A 22,378-nucleotide genomic window follows, 5' to 3' on the forward strand; every position below is an offset into this window, starting at 1 on the left:
AGAAAAAGCAACTTTGCAAGGTGAGAGGTTGATTTCCGTTCCGCCAGCGCCCTTTCCAGGGGGCGTCCGATGAGCCGCTTCACTCACTTACGCTCGCTCCAGGGTCTCATCTGTGACGCTAATCCCCTAGGAGTGACGCTGGCTCCACTCCAATCAACCATTCTGCAAAGTGTCTTTACTTTTTTTCATAGTAATATAGCGATTAAATAGCCCATTATTTTTAGAGGGAATAAGCTCTTATTTTCAATGTGGGGAAGTGATGTGTGACAACACCTCTCCATAAAGAGTAGTGAAGACCTTCGCCTTATTTGAAAACCTTTGCTAAAAAGGTAATACTTTTGTAGGTTGGAGTGGAAGGCTACTTGACTCCCGTGGGATAACGAGACAGGCGAGCCTCTAAACGGAGCGATAGCGGAGGAAGCGGCTCGGGACGCTTGCCCACAGGAAAGCAAGTAGCCTGCAAGGGAAATCCATTTCTACCTTCCAATTGACTGTTTTGTTTTTCAACACTAAGAAAACCTTGCGGAATTATCTCCGCAAGGTTTTATAAATGATTATTCTCCAAAAACGATATGCCATTCATCTCGTTTTGCTAAAAATTCTTCAGCTAATGATTGTGCACCTTCCAAGCTATGGCTAGCAGCCCAGCCACACTGCACCTCATTGCATGCAGGAACAGCTGTTGCTTTTGTCACATCAATAAATGTTTTCTCTAAAATAGTTAATAATTCCTCATAATCATTATGATTAATCAGTGATACATAGAAGCCTGTTTGGCAACCCATTGGACTAAAATCAACAATGTGATCAGAGTAGTTACGAATAATGTCAGCAGATAAATGCTCTAAAGAATGTAAGGCAGGCATATCCATATGCTCTTTATTTGGCTGTTTAAAGCGAATATCATATTTGTACACTTCGTCGCCATTTTGACCCGTTTTAACACCAGCTAAACGAACATAAGGTGCCTTTACTTTTGTATGATCCAGATCAAAGCTTTCTACATTTGTCTTTTCTTTTTGCATAATACATAACCCCTTTCCGTATGGTAATTCTATTATACATAGTTTCCCGATAGAATTATATGATTTTCAAGAATTTTTTAAATACTGTAAAAAATATAAAAAAAACAACTAGTTAAGTTTGAACTAGTTGCTCTCATCATTCCGATTACTTTTGGAATTTATTCATTTGTGCCATCATTTGACGTACTTGCTTTTCAGACGGCGTACGACCCATTTGTGCCATCATCATACGAATCATTTGCTCATTAATAGGTGGGTTTTCTTTTAAATATTTCATCATAGCTTGACGAGCGAAATAGAAACCAAGTGCCGCTCCCGCTGCTAATGCGATAATTACGATAATAATCCAGCCCCATGTAGGCATACAACCAACCTCCTCCACTACAATATACCGAGAAAAACTCTCCACGCACCATTATACACCAAATGATAGCGTGTTACTATATATTGTAGTGAATTTTCCTAGTGCATTGTATACTTCATCGGCTTTAACCACCCACACTCATTATCCTGTTTATTAAAAGCAATAAACCGTTCACTCATTTTGGCAAGCATTTGAAATAAATCTAAATCTAACATTCGCGAACCTTCACAATAAACACAAATTTTACGATCGACCAAATAAATAGCCATTTTGCCTTTTATCGGATGTTCTAAAAACAAAGCATTGCGGGCTCTTTCTAAATGTGCATATTTGGAATCAAGTTGATGTTCCAACATCGCTGCAATTTCTTCAAAACGAACAGATTCACATATATATGCAAGCTCTTTTAAGGATTTCTCGTTGGCGTCTTCACAGCCTTGCATCATCTCTAACAACTTACGCTCTCTGCCAAAAATAAATGTTAAATGCTCTTCTTTTATCTTATATATAGAATAGGTTCTCACCAGAAATCCTCCTTCGCTCAGTTTCTTTTCCATAAGTATAGCTCATCCAACCTTGTTAATTTGTCAAACGAAGGAAGGATCTATCTTCTATTTTTGTCGAAAAAATTCTAGTTTCGCATCTATAAATGACTTTATGACAAATGGTATTTTTTGATAAAACAAAATAGTTATTTTCCAAAAACAAGAAAAAACAGCTCGTTTTATACGCCAAAAACCCACTTTCGTTACAGCTTAGATGGTTCTCAGCCTCAAGACCTAGATCAAAATCAATTTCGAGTCCGTTTTAGACAATCTTGTATAGAGGTAACATAAAGGTACAAACGAAAGGAGCTAAAACAAATGAAAAAATTTCTTTTACTAACTGGAGGCGTCATCGCAGCATGTGTTGCACTTGCCTTAATAGGACCACTGGCAGGTTTACTATTCTCCGGATTATTTGTAGCACTAGGCATGCATTTCTACATGGCAAGCAAATCAACATTCGGTAAAATTTTCTGGTTTACAGTTGGTCTAATCGGTGTTCTATCAGCAGTGTCTAACATTCCAGCAATGATCGGTCTTGCAGCTATCGCTATTATCTATGTCATCTATAAAAAATGGAATGGCGAAGATGTAAAAATCCCTACAATCGAAGGGAAAAAAGAAGAAGATCCGTTTACAAACTTTGAAAAAGAATGGTCAAACTTAACAAAATAAAAAGGAGCGAAATTAAATGAATTTATTTCAACGTTTTAGATATACAGTAGAGGCAGACTTACATCAAATATTTGATAAAAAGGAACAAAAAAATCCGATTGCAATGTTAAATCAATACATTCGCGAGGCAGAAAAACAAACAGAACAAACAGGTAAATTATTAGAACGACAAGGGCAATTAAAAGAAAAGCTAGAGCAAGAATATAAGCAAAATGCTGAATTACTAGCTAAACGTGAAGCCCAACTAACATTGGCAACAACTAGTGGTGAACAGGATTTAATTGATTTCGCTACAGATGAAGTAACGGCTTACACAGCTCGTAATCATACACTACAAGCGAGCATTGAATCGAGTACACGTGAATACTTCGAGCTAGAGCGTAAATTCGAAACAATGAAGCATAAAATTAAAGATATGAAAGTACGTCAATTACAGCTGATGGGAAAAGAAAATGTAACACGTGCTCACCATCAAATGGACGGCATGATTGCCAAAAACAATAAAACAAATTTTGAAGATTTAGAAGCCTATATCGATAAATTAGCTTACCAAATCGATAAAGATCATGAGGTAACAACTTTCGAGGCAAGACTGGCAGAATTAGAAAAAAAAGCAGCAGAAGATCACTCACCACTGCTAATTGAAAATAAATAACATGTTATAATGAAAGCAATGCGCCAACTTTATAAGGCGCATTCTTTCACGTTTAAAAATAGAGGGTCCCATTCCCTCTCTTATACTATTAGTAGAAGGAAGGGTGACCCTCTTGCAAAATTTCACAACAAATAAGCTCACGTTTTGGGTACTATGCTTCTTTTTACTCGTCTTTGTAGAGCTTACTATTTTTAATAATGGCGGAGCCTTCTGTTTATTGATTGGGGCAGTACTTCTTTATTTAAGTTTTTCCAAAAAAGTTCGTTTTTTTAAATGGACAGGAATTTTCTTCATTGCTATTGCTTTGTTTACCATGTGGAGCCTACGTTTATTCGTCGTCATCATGCTCTTATATATGCTTTATCAATACCTACAACGAGAAAACGAACCAAAGGTAGTCGGTGCAGAGCTTTTTGAAAAGCTTCCTACAACTAAAAATGACTTGATTGGCACAATGCCAGCACCTACAGAAGCGTACAAATGGCAAGATGTACAAATTCAACGCCTTGCAGGAGATATTACGATTGATACAACACAAACAATCTTACCTGCTGGCACTAGTCTCATTACAATTCGCCAAGGGATCGGGAAAGTTCAAATCTATATTCCCTATGAAATCCCTTTCCGTTTACAGTATACGACGTTATTTGGTGAGCTTATCTGCTTACATAAGGGGCCACAACGCATCTTAAATGAAAGTATTACTTTCGCTGACGGCAACCCTGAGGATGCTAAACGCGTTTTAATTATTCATGTCGCAACCTGGCTGGGAGATTTGGAGGTGCTACGAAAATGATTGCCTTTATCTCAAGATTGTTTACGCTATTTTTCATTTTAATGAGTGCTGTTTTCGGTCTGCTTGTGGCGGTATGGGGCAATCCGGATGAAAAAACATGGGAGCCATTGTGGCAGCAGACTTACGATAATATTCCGCTAGGAGGCATCATCGTAGTTAGCCTGTTTGTACTTAGCTTCCTGTTTGCTAGCTGGATCAGCATGACTGCTCGGGCACGAGAAGCTCAAGCAACACGCATTGTGAAGCAATTAATCGAGCCTGATTTTATTTTCCCTAAAAAACAAGCACTTCCGAAATCATTAAAAAAGGCAATAGTTCAAACAAGTGAATTAATCGATACACAGCGAAAAAGCTTACAGCGACTCTCCAATGAACGGGCAGAAGCAAATGATAAAATTATTCAGGAGCGTATTATTGCTGAACGCCAACGACTTGCTAGGGAATTGCATGATTCCGTATCACAGCAATTATTTGCGGCTTCTATGTTACTCTCAGCATTAACTGAAAATGACGAAAATGCTACTAGCTTAAAACAGGTGGAAAAGATTGTTCAGCAGGCACAGCTAGAAATGCGCGCATTGCTGCTCCACTTACGACCTGTAGCTCTACACAATAAAACGCTAGCACAAGGCTTAGAGGAATTGATTATTGAACTTCAACAAAAAGTTTATTTCCATATTGAATATGAGCTAGAGGAAATGGCCTTAACAAAAGCAGAAGAAGACCATTTATTCCGTATTGCACAGGAAGCCCTCTCTAACACGCTCCGTCATGCCAAAGCAAGTGAAGTGGAGTTACTGCTTGTTGCACGAGATGACTTAGCCATTTTACGAATTCAGGATAATGGGTTAGGCTTTGATGTGGAGGCCGATAAATCAACTTCGTACGGCTTACAAAATATAGCTGAACGAGCTGTTGAAATTGGCTGCACATACAAAATTGTGTCCGTACCTGAAGAAGGAACGATTGTGGAGGTTAAAATTCCGCTACAGAAGGAGGAGGTTCATGTCGATGATACAAGTGCTCATAGTGGATGATCATGAAATGGTACGGATTGGCGTTTCAGCCTATCTTTCAGCACAACCAGATATTACAGTTGTAGGTGAGGCTGAAAACGGCAAAGAGGCTGTGGAGCGTGCCCTTGCCCTAAGACCTGATATTATTTTAATGGATAATGTCATGCCCATCATGACAGGAGCAGAGGCAACAGCGGAAATTTTAACGGCATGGCCAGAGGCAAAAATCATGATGGTGACTAGTTTTTTAGATGACGATAAAGTCTACCCTGCTTTAGAGGCTGGTGCGGTAAGCTATATTTTAAAAACTTCTAATGCTAAACAAATTGCCGATGCTATTCGTAAAACCATAGGTGGCGAAACAGTATTAGAGCCAGAAGTCACATCCAAAATGATGCACCGTATGCGCCACGGTAATAATACGCCCCTTTACGAACAGCTCACTGACCGTGAAATGGAAGTATTATTGCTCATGGCAAAGGGTAAAGCCAATCAGGAAATCGCTGACGAACTATACATTGCCTTAAAGACCGTAAAAACACATGTTAGCAATATTTTAGCAAAGCTCGAAGTGCAAGATCGTACACAGGCTGTTGTCTATGCTTTTCAAAATGGCCTTGCTAAATAAACACCTACATAAAAAACTGCATGTCAGCATGCAGTTTTTTCATGTATTTAGAGATACTTGATTAGATCCACAATATACCTTTTCTAATTCTTGTCGTGATCCATAACCATATGTCACGCCGATAGCATCAAAATCATTTTCACAAGCCCCGATCATGATAAATTGTTCCTTTGGATACTTGGCAAAATGATGCAGCACCTCTGCAATAATCTCACTTTTATCATAATGAAAAACGATAAAAAAATACCGCAACACTCAGCGAACTTAAACATCGACTGAGTGTTGCGGTATTTTAATATAAATTATAGTGCTTTTACTTTCGCTACGACATTTTCTACAGTGAATCCGTATTTTTCCATTACTAATTCACCAGGAGCTGATGCACCGAACTTGTCGATTGCAAGAACGTCACCTTCAAAGCCAGTATATTTATGCCAGCCAAATGATGCACCCATTTCAATCGCAAGACGTTTTGTCACAGCTTTTGGTAGGACAGATTCTTTATAAGCTGCGTCTTGTTTTTCAAAGCGATCCATAGACGGCATGGAAACAACTGCCACATCCACACCTTCTGCTTTTAACGCTTTCTGTGCTTCAACAGCAAGTGAAACCTCAGAGCCTGTTGCGATTAAAATAGCATCTGCTACTTCTTTTGTAGCAGGAGATACTGTGTAAGCACCCTTCGTAACACCATCACGAACTGTTTCAATAGAAGCGTCAAGGACAGGTAAGTTTTGACGAGATAATACTAAAACAGTTGGCGTTTTTTCTGATGCTACGGCAAGCTCCCAAGCTACCGCTGATTCATTTGCATCCGCAGGACGAATAACAGATAGATTTGGCATCGCACGTAGTGATGCAAGGTGTTCGATTGGTTCATGTGTTGGACCATCTTCCCCTACTGCAATAGAGTCATGTGTAAATACATATGTTACAGGAAGCCCCATTAATGCAGAAAGACGAACTGCTGGACGAACATAATCAGAGAATACGAAGAACGTACCGCCAAATACATTTAAACCACCATGAAGAGCCATACCGTTCATCGCAGCACCCATTGCAAATTCACGAACACCAAACCAGATGTTGCGACCAGCATAATCGTCTGCAGAGAAATCGCCTGCGCCCTTCATCGTTGTTTTATTGGAGCCAGCAAGGTCAGCGGAACCACCAAAGAATGAAGGAGTTTTCTTCGCAATGGCATTAATCGCGTCACCAGAAGAAGAACGTGTTGCTACAGATTTACCTGCCTCATATACTGGTAGCTCTGACGCAAAGTCCTCTGGTAATTCACCATTCATCGCTTTTTCAAATTGAGCCGCTAACTCTGGGAACTCTTCTTTATATGCAGCAAATTTAGCATTCCAAGCTTCCTCAGATTGTGCACCTTGTATTTCAGCAGCAGCATTAAATGTATCATACACTTCAGCAGGAATTTGGAATGGCTTGTGTGCCCATTCATACGCAGCTTTCGTTAAGACAACTTCATCTGTACCAAGTGGCGCACCATGTGAATCTGCTTTACCAGATTTATTTGGAGAACCAAAACCAATCACTGTTTTTACTTCAATTAATGTTGGTTTGCCAGTTGATTTTTTCGCTTCTTCAATTGTGGCATTAATGGCATCTACATCTGTACCATCAGCCACTTTTAAGTAATTCCAGCCATAAGATTCAAAGCGTTTTTGTACGTTTTCTGAGAATGACTTTTCTAAGTCACCGTCTAAAGAAATATCATTAGAATCGTAAAGTACGATTAATTTTTCAAGTTTTAAGTGACCAGCCAATGAAATAGCTTCAGCTGCTACACCTTCCATTAAGTCACCATCACCACAAAGGGCAAATGTGTAGTGGTCAACGATATCATGACCAGGTTTATTGTAAGTAGCCGCTAAATGACGCTCAGCCATTGCCATACCAACTGTCATAGCAATCCCTTGACCAAGTGGACCAGTTGTTGCCTCTACACCTACTGTATGACCGTATTCAGGATGTCCTGGTGTTAATGAATCCCATTGGCGGAAGTTTTGAATTTCTTCCATTGGTAAACCATAGCCTCCAAGATGAAGTAAGCTGTACAGAAGCATAGAACCATGACCAGCTGATAGTACAAAACGATCACGGTTATACCATTTTGGATTTGCTGGATTATGGCGTAATTGTTTTGTCCATAGCGTATAAGCCATTGGCGCCGCCCCCATTGGTAAACCTGGGTGACCAGAATTTGCTTTTTCGATAGCGTCGATTGACAAAGTTCGAATAGCATTAATTGCTAAAAGATCCGCGTGTTGAGTCATTATATTGTGACATCCTTTCTCGTCCTATATTGTTCTTTTACAGTTTAGTCAACATTGCTTTAGAAAACAATGCTTTTGTTATACTAATTGCGTTTTCATACATACTTTATTGAATTGTGTCACATTAATTTAGAAATTTATTTTTTTTAGCTTGTCTTACTTTCTCTGGTGTCACATCATTACCTTCTGCATCTACCACTTTTACATTTTCAATCGTATCTCGCATAGTCGCTCTAAACGTATCTAAGTACTCCTTGCGAAGCGCTGTTCGCTCCTTAGCCTCTGCTTCTGTTAATTGACCACTTTTGGCCTTAGCAGAAAGTTCATTAATTCGGTTAATTTTTTCCTTTGATAACATTGTTACACACCTTTCAATACCTAGCTTAATGACTTCAGTATGCAAAGTATAGCATGCTTTCCCTTAAAATGCAGTTATACCAACCCTTAATAACACTTCTTAGCCATAATTTACATGACTTCCAGATGTTAGTCGTGTATAACTAATAATAAAAGGAAAAAATTTATATTTATTGGAGGAAATTAAATGAACATCACAACACAGCGATTACTTATCCGAAAATTTGAAGCCCAAGATTGGCAGGCTGTTTATAGCTATATGTCTGATGAAACGGTGATGCATTATATGCCTGAAGGAGTTTTAACGGAAGAACAAGTCCAAAAATTTATAACAGAAAATAGCGCGGATCAAGCTAAGCATTTTGCCATTACTTTACGCGATCAACCAGAAGTTATTGGTCATTTAGTTTTTCATCGATGCTTTGGCGAACATACCTATGAAATTGGATGGGTATTGAATCCTGCTTATCAGCAACATGGCTATGCATCAGAAGCTGCTCAAGCCCTATTAGATTATGGATTTTCCAAATTGAAGCTTCATAGAATAATAGCAACATGCCAACCCGAAAATATAGCTTCTTACCGAGTGATGGAAAAGATCGGTATGCGGCGTGAAGGATTTTTTAAAAAATGTATACCGCATGGTGACAATTGGTGGGATGAATACTATTACGCAATCTTGCAAGAAGAATGGCATAGAACTCTATAAAATGACCGTGTTACATAGTAACAACATTTGGTCATTCAGTAAAAAGAGTATAAAATAAATGGCTAACACTTCAGACAAAACGGAGGGATAAACCTGAGGAGTATGATCAAAATGTTGAGAAACAAATTAGGGATAACCAAAGCTATACTTACGAAAGAATGCGGTGTTGTTAGACAGACAATTAATTGTATTGAAAATGATAAGTACGAGCCATTAGCTTTGAAGATGGCTAAAGTCCTCAATAGCCGTATTGATGAGGTGTTTATGTATGACTAAATTTCTTCCTGATTCGATCATTACCATGAAAGATTTTGTGAAAGAAGACTCGGTATTATTACGAAAACAAACCGAAGAAGTGACGACACCCTTAAACCAAGAGGATCGAAATACTTTATTAGCTATGCTGCAATATCTCAAAAACAGCCAAGATCCAACGCTAGCAAAAAAATATAAGCTTCGCCCTGGAACTGGGTTGTCTGCAAATCAAATAGGTGTAGACAAACGAATGTTTGCTGTACTATTTGATCATAATGAAATGGTGTTTATCAATCCCAAAATCATAAGTCATTCCCTCAATATGATTTATTTACCTGATGGAGAAGGCTGCCTGTCGGTTAATCGACCTGTCCATGGTTTTGTGCCAAGATACGAGCGTATTAAGGTCAGAGCATATGACATTGATGGTCAAGAATTCATCCTGCCGTTTCAGGGCTATGGGGCGATCGTTGTCCAACATGAAATCGATCATTTAAATGGCATAATGTTTTATGATCGAATAAATAAAGAGAATCCTTTTCGACTACCTACTAACATCATCATCAACAGTTTGACTTCCTATCAATAGCGTTTTTTTACTGTGAATAAAAAAAGATTAGCAGGCGATATTATTTGCCTGCTAATCTTTCTTGATGTTCTTGGAAGCGACGATGAACAGTCGCTTTACTTACTTCAAAGCCCAACCCTCGAAGCGTGATCGAAATTTCCTCAAAGGTAAATCCACGTTTGCGTAGCTTGACAATTTCATCTACAGGTAGATCCTTTCGCTCCTGCCCATGGGGATTCCCTCGGTTCGATAAATTATTTTCAGGACGATAGCCATTTTCTACAGCGCGTCGCATGCCTCGACGTATTTTAGCATTATGGATTCTTCGTTGATACTCCTCCACGATTGCTAAAATCTCAAGCAGCATCGTGTCCATTTCATTTAGTTGAACGGGTCCTGCATCGCGCATGGAAAAAACATCTGTTGCTGATTTTTGCAATAAATGCAACACAGCCATCCTTGCGTTCCCACGTCCTAATCGTGTTTCATCTTGTACAAAAAGGGCATTAATTCCCTTTTCTTTAATGAAATCAAGCATTTCAAGCAAGCCATCGCGTTCTACATCATAGCCGCTATGCTTATCCTTAAATACACCCTTTACCTCATAGCCTTGCTCTCTAGCATAGCGCAGCAACTCTTCCTGTTGGCGCTCTAATGAGGAGCTTTGTGTTTCTTTTTCAGTACTTACACGGCAATAGACAACAGCCGACAATTGTTTATTCATCATTGTTCAGTTCTCGCAATTTCGATAGTATGGATGGGATTGGCTTGATTATTCAATACAGGAATAACTAGAGACTTTCCTGCCACAATTTTAATATCTGCTAATTCATTTTCTGTTTTGACCAGCTTAATCCAATCATCTGTACTCATCTTACCACGGTATTGCTCTGCTAACGACCACAAGCTATCCCCATGTTCAATTTGAATTTCTGCGTAATTAACATCTCCTGGATCAGTTATGTAAAGGTATCCTGCAAATAGTAGACAAGCTCCTAATAAAATGGAGATATGTGTATTTTTCTTTAACCATGTCATAGTTACAACCCCTTTTTTAGAATGTTTGTTCGGAATGTATGTTCTCATAATAAAGCGAACAAACGTTTTTGTCAAACACTTTTCGAACCTATGTTTGCATACATGTTCGCATTCTGTTATACTATCAAATAAGAAGAATGATATTAGAAAAAAGAGGTGAGCACTCATGAAAAAAGTTTCGAAAAGACAAGAGGACATTTTGGCTTTTATTAAAGAAGAGGTACGAGCTAAGGGATATCCACCATCAGTACGTGAAATCGGGGAAGCAGTCGGACTTGCTTCAAGTTCAACTGTTCATGGTCATTTAGCTCGATTAGAACAAAAGGGCTTTATTCGTCGAGATCCAACAAAGCCACGTGCAATTGAAATTTTAGAGCCTGAAGAGTCTATTCAAAAGCAACAAGTCATTCATGTACCACTTGTGGGGAAGGTAACTGCTGGTTCCCCAATTACTGCTATTGAAAACATTGAAGAATATTTCCCATTACCAGATACGTATGGCACAAGCGAGGATCAGTTATTCATGCTAGAGATTATGGGGGAATCTATGATTGAAGCAGGAATTTTAGACGGCGATTTAGTTATTGTGAAGCAAAAGGCAACAGCTAATAACGGAGATATTGTTGTAGCCATGACAGCAGAGGATGAAGCAACGGTCAAACGTTTCTTCAAGGAAAAAAATCATTTCCGTTTACAGCCTGAAAACTCATCTATGGAGCCTATTATCGTCGATCAAGTTTCTATTTTAGGACAAGTTGTAGGACTATATCGTCGTGTACATTAATCATTTAAAGTAGGTTTTGAGGATTATGTGTTCCTTCTAAGAGCATGTATCCTCTTTTTTACGCAAAAAAAGAATCCATATATGGTTGGATTCTTTGTACAGTCCCCCTGCTACGCTTCCTTTTTGAATTTTAAGCTAGCTTCAACAAAGGCTGAAAATAATTTTTGTGCAGGCTCATCTCCTGCTATAGCTAGTTCCTCGGGATGCCACTGAACAGCCAAGCAAAATGGCAACTCTTCATGAACAACTGCTTCGATAATGCCATCACTCGATTTTGCTGCTACTTTTAATTTCTCTGCTAATACATTAACTGCCTGATGATGAAATGAATTTACCGCTATTTTCTCTTGTTGTAAAATGGTCGCTAATAAATTCTCCTCCATAATTTGTACATAATGAGTAGCTACAGCTCGAGCAGATTGCTGTACATGCTTGAGCAGCTTAGTACTAAAATGGTCACTATCAATATCCTGAAATAAAGTACCACCTAGTGCTACATTTAGTATTTGAATGCCTCGGCAAATACCCAAAATAGGCATCTTTCGTGTGAATGCCGCTTCAATTAATGCTAACTCTACCGTATCTCTTGCTGGATGAATTTTCCCTAGTTTTGGTGCAGGCTCTGCCCCATACAGAAATGGATGCACGTCATAGCCTCCAGATAACAATAAACCATCTGTAAGGGATAGAATTTGTGTGGCATCCTCCTCTACGCCAAGTGGAATAATAAGAGGAATCCCACCTGCATCAATGATACTTTTACTGTAAGCAGCATTTAATCGAGAGGATAAATCATCTTCCACAAAGGCTGTAATGCCAATAATCGGTTTCACTTGCTTCCCTCCATATGCTTGAAGATTGAACAATTACCAAAAACCTAAATACCAATCGATTAATGAATCCCCATAAAAATAGACAATGATAGCGGCTAATGCAATAGAAGGTCCAAAAGGAATAGGTGTTTTTCTCCCCTGCTTGTTCTTCGTTAACACGACAAGCCCGACAATCATGCCGATAACTGCAGCTATAAATAATGTTAACAGTGTATGCATTGTACCAAGAACAAGTCCAATTAAAAAGAATAATTTAATATCGCCTCCACCCATGCCCCCGTTTGATATCACAGCAATACTATATAATATGCCGAAACCAACGACTGCACCTACAGCACAGTCCCACCAGGGTGTTAATGGCGACAATACTCGTCCAATAATAAGGAAGGGTAAAAAGAATAAAAGCACCTTATTCGGAATCAGCATATAGGCTATATCAGAAACAACAATGATGACTAATAATGAAATAAAAAATAGGGCTACTATAAACTCTATGCTCCAACCAAGCTGCCAATATGCAAAGGCAAACAATAATCCTGTTAATAATTCCATTACTGGATAAATCCAAGCTATTTTATTACCACAGCTCCGACATTTCCCCCCAAAAAACACATAAGATAAAACTGGCACTAAATCAAGCGCCGTCAGTTGCCTTTGACATTTAGTACAATGTGAAGGAGGTTGTACAATCGACTCCTTCTGTGGCACACGTAAGCCTACCACATTATAAAAAGAGCCAAAGACAAGCCCAAATAAAAATAGAAAGATTGTATAAGCCATTTCCAATTTTCTGTCCTCCTAAACTAATAGGCGCCCATACAGATGCAGTATGGAACGCCTATCAATGCAATTATTACTCTCCTTCGTAATAGAACGTCGTCACCTGGACGGTAGCTTGTAAAGTAAGATCCGTATCTTTTTCTAATTGATCCTGCTCTCCAGGCAATTTGAATTCGATAGTATCCGTTTTCATCACACGCTGTAATTGTTCAATTTCTTGTAAAAAGCTCTCTAGAGAATTAAAATCAAGCGCCCCAACCTCTAATATAAAAGTAATCAACTTTAAATTCGATGGTAAGGAATCCTTTGAAATAGATGAAATCGGTGAACTCTTAATCTTGTTATCCTGCTCACCATTAACCTCTTCTTCAGCTTGCTCCAACAGATTAAGGTCTTGCGATACATCTGATTGCGAAACAGCCGCATCATCATTTTGAACTGTTAATGACTTTATGCGTGTTCCTGTCACTTCCTCAATCTCAGCTAAATCTAGTATGATCTTTTCAACAGCTCTTGTTGTAGGTAGCTTCTGTCTTAACGCTAAAACATTGATAGTCGACTGACCCTGCTCCTTGTCTAATTGAGCTAATTGTTCTTTTACACTAGAAATCTCTTGCTGGAGTTGTGATACATGACTCTCTTTTGCTTCTACTTCATTTAATCTTGGTAATAATAAATAATAATAAAGCGCAAATAAAATAGAAACGATTAAAGTCAATAACAAGATAATAGATGAATTTTTACTACTCGTTAATTTATTCATGAGCGTCGTCCTCCAGCTAAATATATAAAGTCGATTGTCGCCGTAATGGACACTGAATAACGTGGTACTTCTTTAAATTTTTGTTCAGGCGTTAATTCCTTCTGTTCGCCAAGCTCTATATCGAAGTTTGACACTGTATTAATTTGTGCGTCTGTAAAAAAACTACTCATTAAAAGTCGCTCTACATATTTCGATATATCGGTCATCGTTTCAAAATCCACTTCAATAGTAACTGTATTTTCCCCAAAAACGTAGCTACGCAAGTATGTTTGAGTTGGTAGTAAAGTTTTCGTTTCATCAATTAATGGGGTTACAGGATAAGAAACACCTTGAATATAGGCAACAGATTCCTCCAATGATCCCTGATCAACACTTTGTCTTACATCTAACTCTTGCTGTAATTGTTCAAGCTGTGTCGTTAATGTCTTTTCCTCAGCAGCTAAACGTGACAAATCACTTTTAGCTGTAAAAAATATAAATAGTAAATAAGCTGCTATTAGACCCACAATGACAATTATCAAGCTATAAAAAAGCTTTGGTGAAGTAGACCGTTTTTCAAGCTGTGGTAAGAGGTTTATATCTGGAACCATTAATGAACCTCCTTCAAAGCTAAGCCTAGCAATGTTGAAAATTCTTTTTTAAAATAAGGAAAGAACTTTTCAATTTTTGCTCCATCAACAATCATCAAAGGTGTCTCTAAATTAGAAGATAATAAGGTTCCTATTGATTTGAGTAACGGGTTATCACCAAGCATTATGATTTCATCTACTGTTTTTTCCCCTTTATGTAAAGAAAACTTAAAGAAATTCATCATCCGATCAATTTCTAAAACCTGATCCATGACGACCATCTGGTAATCTTCGGTTTCACCATTGTAGAGAAATTGGTAGCTAAATTCATCGACTTTTTTGCCCTGCCATTGTGCCATATCTGTTTCAATCGATTGATAACGTAAAAACTCAACCTGTCCGTTTGAAAAGATACTAATGGAAAGTTCATTGATAGACCACTCAGCAATTAAATATGTTTTATTAGGCACTAACATTGACATATGTTCTAACAAACGTATATTGCATAAGGCTCGAATATCGGCAGCTTCAGGGTCCAAGGAGACATCTAACAGCATTCCTACTATTTTCGTAATTTCCTCTGAAGGTGCAGCAAATAATATCGCCTTGCCGTCCTCCGCATCGGGATCATAAACATCAATTAACGGGTCCTGAAAAGGTAAATGAATAGAATGGCCCAACTCCATTTCAGCATATCCTCGTAATTCCTGTGGTTTAACATCTTTAGGATGCTCGAAACTTTTTAATAAAACAGTTGTATCAGGCACAAACATACGCACAGCCTGTTTTTTTCCTGTCCACTTCACAACCTGTTCTTTAATAATTTCAAAAAGAGCCACCTCATCTATGATTGCTCCATTTTCAACGATATCAACTGGTAAAGGATATTCATAGCCATGCCAATGACTAGGCTCAGGTCCTTTCGCCACAATCGCACGTAGCACATAATCCTTCAGTTCAATCGATACATGCGACTTTCTCTTTCTCTTAAACATGTGAAAAGACCTCCTTTTCCTATTCAGTATAAATGATTTTATCAATTAGTCATCCATTCCCCAGCCAGAAACGCAAGAAAATTATCGTTTCTGAATGGGTTGGGAGGACTGATTATTGAGTTTTAGTATTTTCTGTTTTTTTCTTATCTACTCCTGCACTTTTTAATAGTTTATTAAGTTCTTCTTCAAATATTGTTATTGCACCTGCAGTTGAGCTAACTTTGAGACTCTCTGTTTTAATCTCTTCAAATCTACCATATGAAATTGACCATTTTTTTTCACTTTCGTTATACGTTACTTTATCATTGCTTCCTAGCTCAATACCATCTACAAACGCTTCTAATTCATCTTTCACACACTCATTATCTGAGCTGTCTCCTTTACAAGCGCCATCAATATAAGCAATCTTAGCACCAGATAGAATATTTGATGCTTCTGCTAAAATAGCACGGTCCTTTGACTTATTAATAATATTACCAATTGCAGGCACAGCGATTGCTGCGATAATTGCTAAAATAACAATTACAGCTAAAAGTTCAACTAATGTTAAACCCTTCTCATTTTTCAATAGTTTTTTATTTTTCCATTTTTTAAACATAGAGAATTCCTCCTTAGTAGTTTTATATGAAGTGTGAAAACACGGTCTTCTAATTCAATTTCTAAATAAGTTTTATATAATTAAAAATTACATATTTTCATATAGTTGGAACATTGGTAAGAATATAGCCGCAACAATTACTCCTACAACAAGAGCAAGTACTATAATCATTAAAGGTTCGATAAGTGACTTCATTGTATCGACGGCACGGTTTACTTCTTCCTCGTAAAAATCAGCAATTTTTTCAAGCATGTAATCCAAGGAGCCTGTTTTCTCACCAATTGCTGTCATTTGTGTAACAAGAGGTGGAAATAGCCAGCTTTTTTCAAGTGGCTCTGATAATGTGCCACCTTTTTCTAAATTATCGCGGGCCTCCAGCACTACTTTTCCCATAACTGGATTACCTCCGACTTTTTCAACAATCGTTAGGGCTTGTAAAATCGGCACCGAGCTACTAAAAAGAGTAGATAGAGTTCTCGTCATTCTCGCTATAATATCTTTTTGTAAAAGTTGGCCAAAGATAGGCATGCGGAGTAACAAAACATTAACTGTATAATGAAACTCTTTATTATTTTTATAAAAATAACGTGATCCCACTACTAACACTAATAGCCCTAAAATCACGAGATACCAAAACTGAATCAACCAATCACTTATACCAACAACAATAACTGTAATTAGCGGCATTTCTAAGTCCATATCTTTAAATGCATCCATAAAGGTAGGCACAATAAAAACCATTAAAAACATGCCAACCACCAGCGTTAAAAGGGATAATATTGCTGGATAGGTCATTGCCGATTGAATTTTTTTCTTGATGTTATATTGCTTTTCTAGTGTGCTTGCCAGACGATCTAATGTGTCGTCAACGTTACCAGTAGCCTCTCCAGCACGCATCATATTGACAAAAAGCAAGGGAAACACTTTGGGATGTTTACCTGCTGCATCTGAAAATGCCATCCCACTCCGAATATCCTCTTCAACTTGCATCAATGCTCGCTTTAGTGGTTTATTCCGTGTTTGCTCACCCAAAATACGCGTCGCTTCAACGACAGGGACACCAGCACGAATTAATGTCGCATACTGCCGACAATAAATAACAAACTCTTGGTGCTTCACTTTTGTACCAATGGCAATGTCCTTATGTAAAATGCTATTTGATTCTTGAAGCTCCCGCGCATTTATTCCTTGTGCACGAAGCTTCTCCATAGCAATTTTTTTATTTGGGGCTTCAATAATGCCCTTTTTAGGTGCTCCTGTTTTGGTGCGACCACTATAACGAAATACAGTCAACTATAATCACCAGCGTTCATGTATGGCCGTGCATCTTCTAGCGAGATCTTACCTGTGGTAATCAGGTGCTGCATCGAAGATTCTAATGTGTGCATGCCCAATGCTTTACTTGTCTGCATTACGCTTGGAATTTGGTGAATTTTTTCATTGCGAATTAAATTCGAAATGGCAGGAGCTTGTACTAAAATTTCTGTCGCAGCAATGCGCCCTTTTACATCTTTACGAATAAATAAACGCTGTGAAACAATACCTTGCAGTACATTCGCAAGCTGCACTCGAATTTGACTTTGCTGATGCGGTGGAAATACATCAATAATACGGTCGATTGTAGTTGGTGCACTACTTGTATGAAGTGTTGCCATTACTAAATGCCCTGTTTCAGCAGCCGTGATAGCCGTTGAAATCGTTTCATAATCTCGCATCTCCCCAACTAAAATAATATCTGGGTCTTGACGCAATGATGCTCGTAAACCATTCGCAAAGCTCATTGTATCGACACCAACCTCACGCTGATTGATGATAGACTTTTTATGAGTATGCAAGTATTCAATTGGATCCTCTAACGTAATAATATGTTTTGATCTTGTCTCGTTGATATAATCAATCATTGCTGCTAATGTAGTTGATTTACCTGAGCCTGTTGGACCAGTTACTAAAATTAAACCTTGTGGTTTTTCCGCAAGCTTATATAACACTTGTGGCATATTAAGTGCTTCAATAGATGGAATTTTAGCTTCAATTAAACGAGCCGCTATTGTCACTTCATTTCGCTGATGATAGGCATTTACACGGAATCGACATTTCCCAGGCAATGAAAAGTTAAAGTCAGTTTCTCCCTTTCCCTCAAACTCCTGTTGTTTATGTACAGGGAGAATGGCATTTACCATTCCCTTTAATTCTTCAGAATCTAATGGATCTGCACCATAATGTTCCAACTGCCCATGAATACGATATACTGGCGGAATACCTTTTGTTAAATGAAGATCCGATGCTTTTTCTTCAAACGCACGTGTTAATAATTCAACGATTGAATAAGATGTCATTTTTATCACCCCTAATCTACACTTGCAACACGTAAAATTTCTGATGTTGTTGTTTGACCTGCTACAACCTTTAATAGTCCATCTACTAATAGGGTGTGATAGCCTTTGTCATTCATATAATCACGAAGAACCAAATCACCTTCTCGATTTAAAATCATGTCCTTCACTTTTCGATCCACTGGAAGGATTTCATGAATCGCCATACGTCCTCGATAGCCTGTATGATTACATGCAGGACAACCACGCCCCCTTTTACCTTGGGTAACACCTTCCAACCCATTTTCCTCTAGTATTTCTAATTCACGTGAGGTGAATACATATGGTTCAGCACAATCACGACAAACTTTACGTACAAGTCGTTGAGCCATAATGCCTACAAGTGAGGAAGATAGTAGAAATGGTTCAATGCCCATATCATGTAAACGTGAGATGGATTCTACTGCACTATTAGTATGCAGCGTACTTAACACTAAATGTCCTGTAAGTGAAGCACGTATAGCAATTTGCGCTGTTTCAAGATCACGAATTTCCCCTACCATCACAATGTCAGGGTCCTGTCGTAAAATCGAACGTAACCCTACCGCAAACGTTAAGCCAACCTCTTCCTTTACTTGGATCTGATTGATGCCATCTAATTGGTATTCCACAGGATCCTCAACCGTAATAATGTTGACGCCTTCCTCATTTAAATGCGAAAGAGCTGCATATAACGTAGAGGATTTACCAGAACCCGTAGGTCCAGTAATAAGCATCATGCCGTTGGGACGGCTTATCATTTTCCTGAATAGTACTTCATTCGTAGCACTAAAGCCTAATTTCTCAATATCATTGGACGAATTGGTTAAATCTAAAATACGCATAACAACTTTTTCTCCAAAGACAGTCGGTAATGTGGCTAATCGTATATCAACTGGTCTAAAATTGACATTCGTTTTTATACGCCCATCTTGTGGAATACGATTTTCTGTAATATTTAAATTGCCCATTATTTTAATCCGAGCCAATACTACGTTTTGCATATGCTTGGGCAATGACCTCTCTGTACGAAGTACTCCATCTACTCTGTAGCGCACACGTAGCTCTGTTTCTTGTGGATCAAAATGAATATCACTAGCTCTTTGTGCTACACCATTGGCAATAATTTGATTTACTAAACGAACAATGGGTGAATCTTCATTCTCAATCTCGTCTTGCGTTTCAGTACTAGTTGCCGCTAAATCTAACATTGCAGCATCCATCGACTCCTGCAAATCATAATATTTGGTAATTGTACGATATAGATCATCTTTTGCAGCAATGCTTGTTTCGATCTGACAACCTGTCGTCATACGGACTTCTTCGATAGCAAAATAATCCATCGGGTCTTCCATCGCAATAAACAATTTATTTTTCTCTTTGCGGATAGGCATAATATTTGTCCGCTTTGCCAACTCAGCAGGAATTAATTGTAATAATTCAGGGCTGATTGAAAATTGATTTAAGCTAATATGAGGGATACCAAGCTGAAATTCTAAAACTTCAATGAGTTGTTGCTCCGTTAAGACGTTTTCTTTAATGAGAAAATCACCTAGTTTCTCATTTTTCAACTTAGTAGTCAGTGCATACTCTAGCTGTTCTGCTGTAATAACGCCTGATTCAACAAGTAAATCCCCTAAACGTTTACGACCTGGCTTCATCGCCATAAAAATACCTCCAATCATTATGGACTTGTTTGTACAAAATTACCGCCCTTGTCATAATAACCATAGACAATTTCTGGTCCATCTTCTTGCTCAGATTCTTCAGGTGTTGAAGGTTTTATATCAGGTAAGCCGTTGCCATCTAAATCTATCTCTAAATCAGGATCTGCTATACTTTGCCCTGCGTTTTTTGTTGGTGGAGTGACTGTAATAGGCTCCTGCGATGAACGTGTCACAATCCGATTTTGAGGCGCATAGTAATCTCTGCTAATAAACTGTTCTTCCATTGCACCGTTCTCTACAATGGAACGATAAACTTCAACTCTCACCCCTTCTTTCCCCTCTTGTTCCACACGCTCTTGACCAGCCTTTAAATCTTCTGAATAACGGTAAATAGTTCGTGGCTTAACGATTTTATCTTTACTGATACGAACCGTTATATCTTTGTCTTTTACTGCTGTAAATATTTCTATTTTTAATTGATTGCCCTCAATTGTAGCTTGCATTTTGCCAAGCTGATTAGAACGATTAATAAATTGTAAGTCTTTCGCTAATGCAGCATTGACATCCGCTTCAATCCCCAGTTGTAAATAGTTGGGCTTTGTTTGTTGAGAATGTCTTTCTAGAACTTCATACTCTGTCTGAAGAATTACACTATAGAGGATGGAAGCTACAAAATCTAAACCTGTATCATTCGCAGCTCCAGCCTGTTCCCCTAAAAGTGAAAGCAAGGAGAATGACTGGTTCGGTACAAGTGTGACGTCATTTAATAAAGGGATTAGTTTTGCAACCCCTTGACTATCTGTCGGTACATCCGCAATTTGAAAGGCAATCCTTTCTTGCATTTGCAAAGCAGCAGCATTGATTACTGCTTCAACCTCATGTTCTTTCAAATAACTTGCTTGTACTATTATTTTTTGAAGCGTTTTATCAGTATCCAAAATGCCCATTTCATCTAGTTCCTGAATAACAGTGTCGCTGGCAGTTACAGGAATGGGGATATGTACAATTTTTTCATTTTTCCAAAAGGCATACCATGGTTTTTTTGTCAGCCGTTCAAACTGTGATATGGCTGTAGTAGTATCAAAAATTAATTGTTTCGGGTCAATGGTCTTAGAGATATTAGTACTTTTAACATTTATTTCTGTTTGCTGCCAGTCTTTAATTGCTTTTTCCACAGTTGGTAATAAATTTGCACTATTAACACCCCCGACTTTTATACCTCCAATTGTTGAACTTTTTGTCTCATCACTAGCAAAAACTTTCCCATTTATTATAAAATTAGGTAGACAGACTACAGCTAGTATAAATATTCCAATCAATAATACAGTAATGGTTATAATTTTTTTCATCTGTCAATCCCCCTTAAACATCGTAATTTATTGGTTTGCAACTTTATGCTCATCCAGATACTAGAATACTATATTTACTACTACATTACACTACTAAAAACCTAATTTATTTTAAATAACCCCTTCAAAATATATAAAAATTTCACGATTTAGACTAGTTTATCTCTTATATAATGTTATATTATCGTTATGAATACTTTATTACTAGTCGATTAGAATCACGCTTTTTGAACTACTCTTTTCATAATACATAATTCACTAAATAACCATTTGGTTCTTTTGACACAAAAAACTTATAAGGGGCGATATTATTGCAAAAAAACTTTAAAAATGAAGGTGGCTTTTCATTAATTGAAGTCGTTGCTTCTTTAATTCTAATTACAATAATATTGCTTTCATTTTTCGGATTATTTATTCAATCTAACAAAACTTCCAAAACTTCTAGCACAATCGTAGATTCTACCTATCTTGCTCAAAATGAAATGGAAAATATATTTAGAGAAATCAAAGGCAGAACAGAAGAACAACTAGCTAGACAATTACTCTATACAAGTACAGAAAATCCTCAATATATTAGTTGTAGTAAAAATAGTAAATTTTCAACTATTTGGAGCTATGAAAAACAGATGGAAGATAGACGGTTTATTCTAACCATTAAGCGCCATTGTCAATATGAATATCTAGATACTATTGTTATCGAAGTTTATGAGAACGATGTACTCAAAAGCAAGATGGAAAATATATATAGTAGGAAGTGAATA

27 protein-coding genes are annotated in these 22,378 nt (G+C 37.8%); 9 read left to right on the forward strand and 18 right to left on the reverse strand.

Translation table 11 applies throughout. The features are described from left to right. Window positions 1–554: 554 nt before the first annotated feature. The 3 genes from CRI88_RS02160 to sirA form a co-directional block, all read right to left on the reverse strand. A complete protein-coding gene (locus CRI88_RS02160; protein WP_058843967.1) occupies window positions 555–1,025 on the reverse strand; it encodes an S-ribosylhomocysteine lyase in 471 nt (156 codons plus the stop codon). A gap of 145 nt (window positions 1,026–1,170) precedes the next feature. Next, entirely contained in the window at window positions 1,171–1,389 is a 219-nt protein-coding gene (locus tag CRI88_RS02165) for a YneF family protein (RefSeq protein ID WP_004232154.1), read from the reverse strand. Window positions 1,390–1,487: 98 nt separating this feature from the next. After that, window positions 1,488–1,946, reverse strand: a complete 459-nt coding sequence (gene sirA / locus CRI88_RS02170) for a sporulation inhibitor of replication protein SirA (protein ID WP_170829784.1) — start codon at window positions 1,944–1,946, stop codon at window positions 1,488–1,490. Between the two features lie 306 nt (window positions 1,947–2,252). Here sirA and CRI88_RS02175 point away from each other — a divergent pair, with 306 nt between their 5' ends. The 5 genes from CRI88_RS02175 to CRI88_RS02195 all read left to right on the forward strand — a co-directional run bounded on the left by CRI88_RS02175 (window position 2,253) and on the right by CRI88_RS02195 (window position 5,704). Further along, entirely contained in the window at window positions 2,253–2,609 is a 357-nt protein-coding gene (locus CRI88_RS02175; RefSeq protein WP_036128044.1) for a lmo0954 family membrane protein, read from the forward strand. Between the two features lie 16 nt (window positions 2,610–2,625). Continuing rightward, complete coding sequence (locus CRI88_RS02180) at window positions 2,626–3,264, forward strand: PspA/IM30 family protein (RefSeq protein ID WP_036128047.1); 639 nt, start codon at window positions 2,626–2,628, stop codon at window positions 3,262–3,264. Between the two features lie 103 nt (window positions 3,265–3,367). Further along, a complete protein-coding gene (gene liaF / locus CRI88_RS02185; protein WP_230593964.1) occupies window positions 3,368–4,060 on the forward strand; it encodes a cell wall-active antibiotics response protein LiaF in 693 nt (230 codons plus the stop codon). Next, window positions 4,057–5,097: a sensor histidine kinase gene (locus CRI88_RS02190; RefSeq protein WP_036128054.1), complete on the forward strand. Its 1,041-nt coding sequence runs from the start codon at window positions 4,057–4,059 to the stop codon at window positions 5,095–5,097. The genes liaF and CRI88_RS02190 overlap by 4 nt, the downstream gene beginning before the upstream one ends. After that, on the forward strand, window positions 5,072–5,704 hold the full coding sequence (locus CRI88_RS02195) for a response regulator transcription factor (protein ID WP_036128056.1): 633 nt from the start codon (window positions 5,072–5,074) through the stop codon (window positions 5,702–5,704). The genes CRI88_RS02190 and CRI88_RS02195 overlap by 26 nt, the downstream gene beginning before the upstream one ends. A 39-nt stretch (window positions 5,705–5,743) precedes the next feature. Here the strand turns inward: CRI88_RS02195 and CRI88_RS02200 are convergent, their stop codons facing one another. From CRI88_RS02200 to CRI88_RS02210, 3 genes are all read right to left on the reverse strand, one after another. Beyond that, a complete protein-coding gene (locus tag CRI88_RS02200) occupies window positions 5,744–5,959 on the reverse strand; it encodes an HAD family hydrolase (RefSeq protein WP_058843966.1) in 216 nt (71 codons plus the stop codon). Window positions 5,960–6,006: 47 nt separating this feature from the next. After that, window positions 6,007–8,001, reverse strand: a complete 1,995-nt coding sequence (gene tkt, locus CRI88_RS02205) for a transketolase (protein WP_101966373.1) — start codon at window positions 7,999–8,001, stop codon at window positions 6,007–6,009. Window positions 8,002–8,125: 124 nt separating this feature from the next. Next, the gene (locus tag CRI88_RS02210; protein WP_036128062.1) at window positions 8,126–8,359 is read right to left on the reverse strand and encodes a DUF896 domain-containing protein; all 234 of its coding nucleotides are present in this window, start codon (window positions 8,357–8,359) and stop codon (window positions 8,126–8,128) included. A gap of 186 nt (window positions 8,360–8,545) precedes the next feature. On the opposite strand from CRI88_RS02210, the gene CRI88_RS02215 reads away from it, so the two are divergent. Both CRI88_RS02215 and def read left to right on the forward strand, forming a co-directional pair. Next, window positions 8,546–9,067 (forward strand): GNAT family N-acetyltransferase, encoded by a 522-nt coding sequence (locus CRI88_RS02215; protein ID WP_058843964.1) that lies wholly within the window; start codon window positions 8,546–8,548, stop codon window positions 9,065–9,067. Between the two features lie 268 nt (window positions 9,068–9,335). After that, entirely contained in the window at window positions 9,336–9,911 is a 576-nt protein-coding gene (gene def, locus CRI88_RS02225; protein ID WP_058843962.1) for a peptide deformylase, read from the forward strand. A gap of 40 nt (window positions 9,912–9,951) precedes the next feature. On the opposite strand, the gene CRI88_RS02230 is transcribed toward def, so the two are convergent. Next, the gene (locus CRI88_RS02230) at window positions 9,952–10,617 is read right to left on the reverse strand and encodes a YneB family resolvase-like protein (RefSeq protein ID WP_058843960.1); all 666 of its coding nucleotides are present in this window, start codon (window positions 10,615–10,617) and stop codon (window positions 9,952–9,954) included. After that, window positions 10,614–10,928 carry a cell division suppressor protein YneA gene (gene yneA / locus CRI88_RS02235; protein ID WP_058843959.1) on the reverse strand — a complete coding sequence of 105 codons (315 nt, stop codon included), beginning with the start codon at window positions 10,926–10,928 and terminating at the stop codon, window positions 10,614–10,616. The genes CRI88_RS02230 and yneA overlap by 4 nt, the downstream gene beginning before the upstream one ends. 166 nt (window positions 10,929–11,094) lie before the next feature. Here yneA and lexA point away from each other — a divergent pair, with 166 nt between their 5' ends. After that, the gene (gene lexA / locus CRI88_RS02240) at window positions 11,095–11,712 is read left to right on the forward strand and encodes a transcriptional repressor LexA (RefSeq protein WP_004232118.1); all 618 of its coding nucleotides are present in this window, start codon (window positions 11,095–11,097) and stop codon (window positions 11,710–11,712) included. A 110-nt stretch (window positions 11,713–11,822) separates the two neighbouring features. Here the strand turns inward: lexA and CRI88_RS02245 are convergent, their stop codons facing one another. From CRI88_RS02245 to CRI88_RS02290, 10 genes are all read right to left on the reverse strand, one after another. Further along, complete coding sequence (locus CRI88_RS02245; protein ID WP_036128080.1) at window positions 11,823–12,545, reverse strand: gamma-glutamyl-gamma-aminobutyrate hydrolase family protein; 723 nt, start codon at window positions 12,543–12,545, stop codon at window positions 11,823–11,825. Window positions 12,546–12,578: 33 nt separating this feature from the next. After that, on the reverse strand, window positions 12,579–13,331 hold the full coding sequence (locus tag CRI88_RS02250; RefSeq protein WP_036128085.1) for a prepilin peptidase: 753 nt from the start codon (window positions 13,329–13,331) through the stop codon (window positions 12,579–12,581). Between the two features lie 67 nt (window positions 13,332–13,398). Further along, window positions 13,399–14,088, reverse strand: a complete 690-nt coding sequence (locus tag CRI88_RS02255; protein WP_058843958.1) for a hypothetical protein — start codon at window positions 14,086–14,088, stop codon at window positions 13,399–13,401. Further along, on the reverse strand, window positions 14,085–14,678 hold the full coding sequence (locus CRI88_RS02260; RefSeq protein ID WP_058843957.1) for a PilN domain-containing protein: 594 nt from the start codon (window positions 14,676–14,678) through the stop codon (window positions 14,085–14,087). Before CRI88_RS02260 ends, CRI88_RS02255 begins: the two co-directional genes overlap by 4 nt. Then, window positions 14,678–15,652 carry a type IV pilus biogenesis protein PilM gene (gene pilM, locus CRI88_RS02265; protein WP_058843956.1) on the reverse strand — a complete coding sequence of 325 codons (975 nt, stop codon included), beginning with the start codon at window positions 15,650–15,652 and terminating at the stop codon, window positions 14,678–14,680. Before pilM ends, CRI88_RS02260 begins: the two co-directional genes overlap by 1 nt. Window positions 15,653–15,764: 112 nt before the next feature. Further along, the gene (locus CRI88_RS02270; protein ID WP_036128097.1) at window positions 15,765–16,250 is read right to left on the reverse strand and encodes a prepilin-type N-terminal cleavage/methylation domain-containing protein; all 486 of its coding nucleotides are present in this window, start codon (window positions 16,248–16,250) and stop codon (window positions 15,765–15,767) included. An 87-nt stretch (window positions 16,251–16,337) separates the two neighbouring features. Continuing rightward, on the reverse strand, window positions 16,338–17,543 hold the full coding sequence (locus CRI88_RS02275) for a type II secretion system F family protein (RefSeq protein ID WP_058843955.1): 1,206 nt from the start codon (window positions 17,541–17,543) through the stop codon (window positions 16,338–16,340). Continuing rightward, complete coding sequence (locus tag CRI88_RS02280) at window positions 17,540–18,586, reverse strand: type IV pilus twitching motility protein PilT (RefSeq protein WP_036128104.1); 1,047 nt, start codon at window positions 18,584–18,586, stop codon at window positions 17,540–17,542. The genes CRI88_RS02275 and CRI88_RS02280 overlap by 4 nt, the downstream gene beginning before the upstream one ends. Before the next feature lie 11 nt (window positions 18,587–18,597). Beyond that, window positions 18,598–20,268, reverse strand: a complete 1,671-nt coding sequence (locus CRI88_RS02285) for a GspE/PulE family protein (protein ID WP_231745020.1) — start codon at window positions 20,266–20,268, stop codon at window positions 18,598–18,600. A 17-nt stretch (window positions 20,269–20,285) separates the two neighbouring features. Then, window positions 20,286–21,617, reverse strand: coding sequence for a G5 domain-containing protein (locus tag CRI88_RS02290; RefSeq protein ID WP_058843954.1), 1,332 nt, complete (start codon window positions 21,615–21,617; stop codon window positions 20,286–20,288). Between the two features lie 311 nt (window positions 21,618–21,928). On the opposite strand from CRI88_RS02290, the gene CRI88_RS02295 reads away from it, so the two are divergent. Then, complete coding sequence (locus CRI88_RS02295) at window positions 21,929–22,375, forward strand: prepilin-type N-terminal cleavage/methylation domain-containing protein (protein WP_058843953.1); 447 nt, start codon at window positions 21,929–21,931, stop codon at window positions 22,373–22,375. Window positions 22,376–22,378: the final 3 nt, after the last annotated feature.

This window comes from Lysinibacillus fusiformis, from assembly GCF_002845985.1.
Lineage (GTDB): Bacteria > Bacillota > Bacilli > Bacillales_A > Planococcaceae > Lysinibacillus > Lysinibacillus fusiformis_D.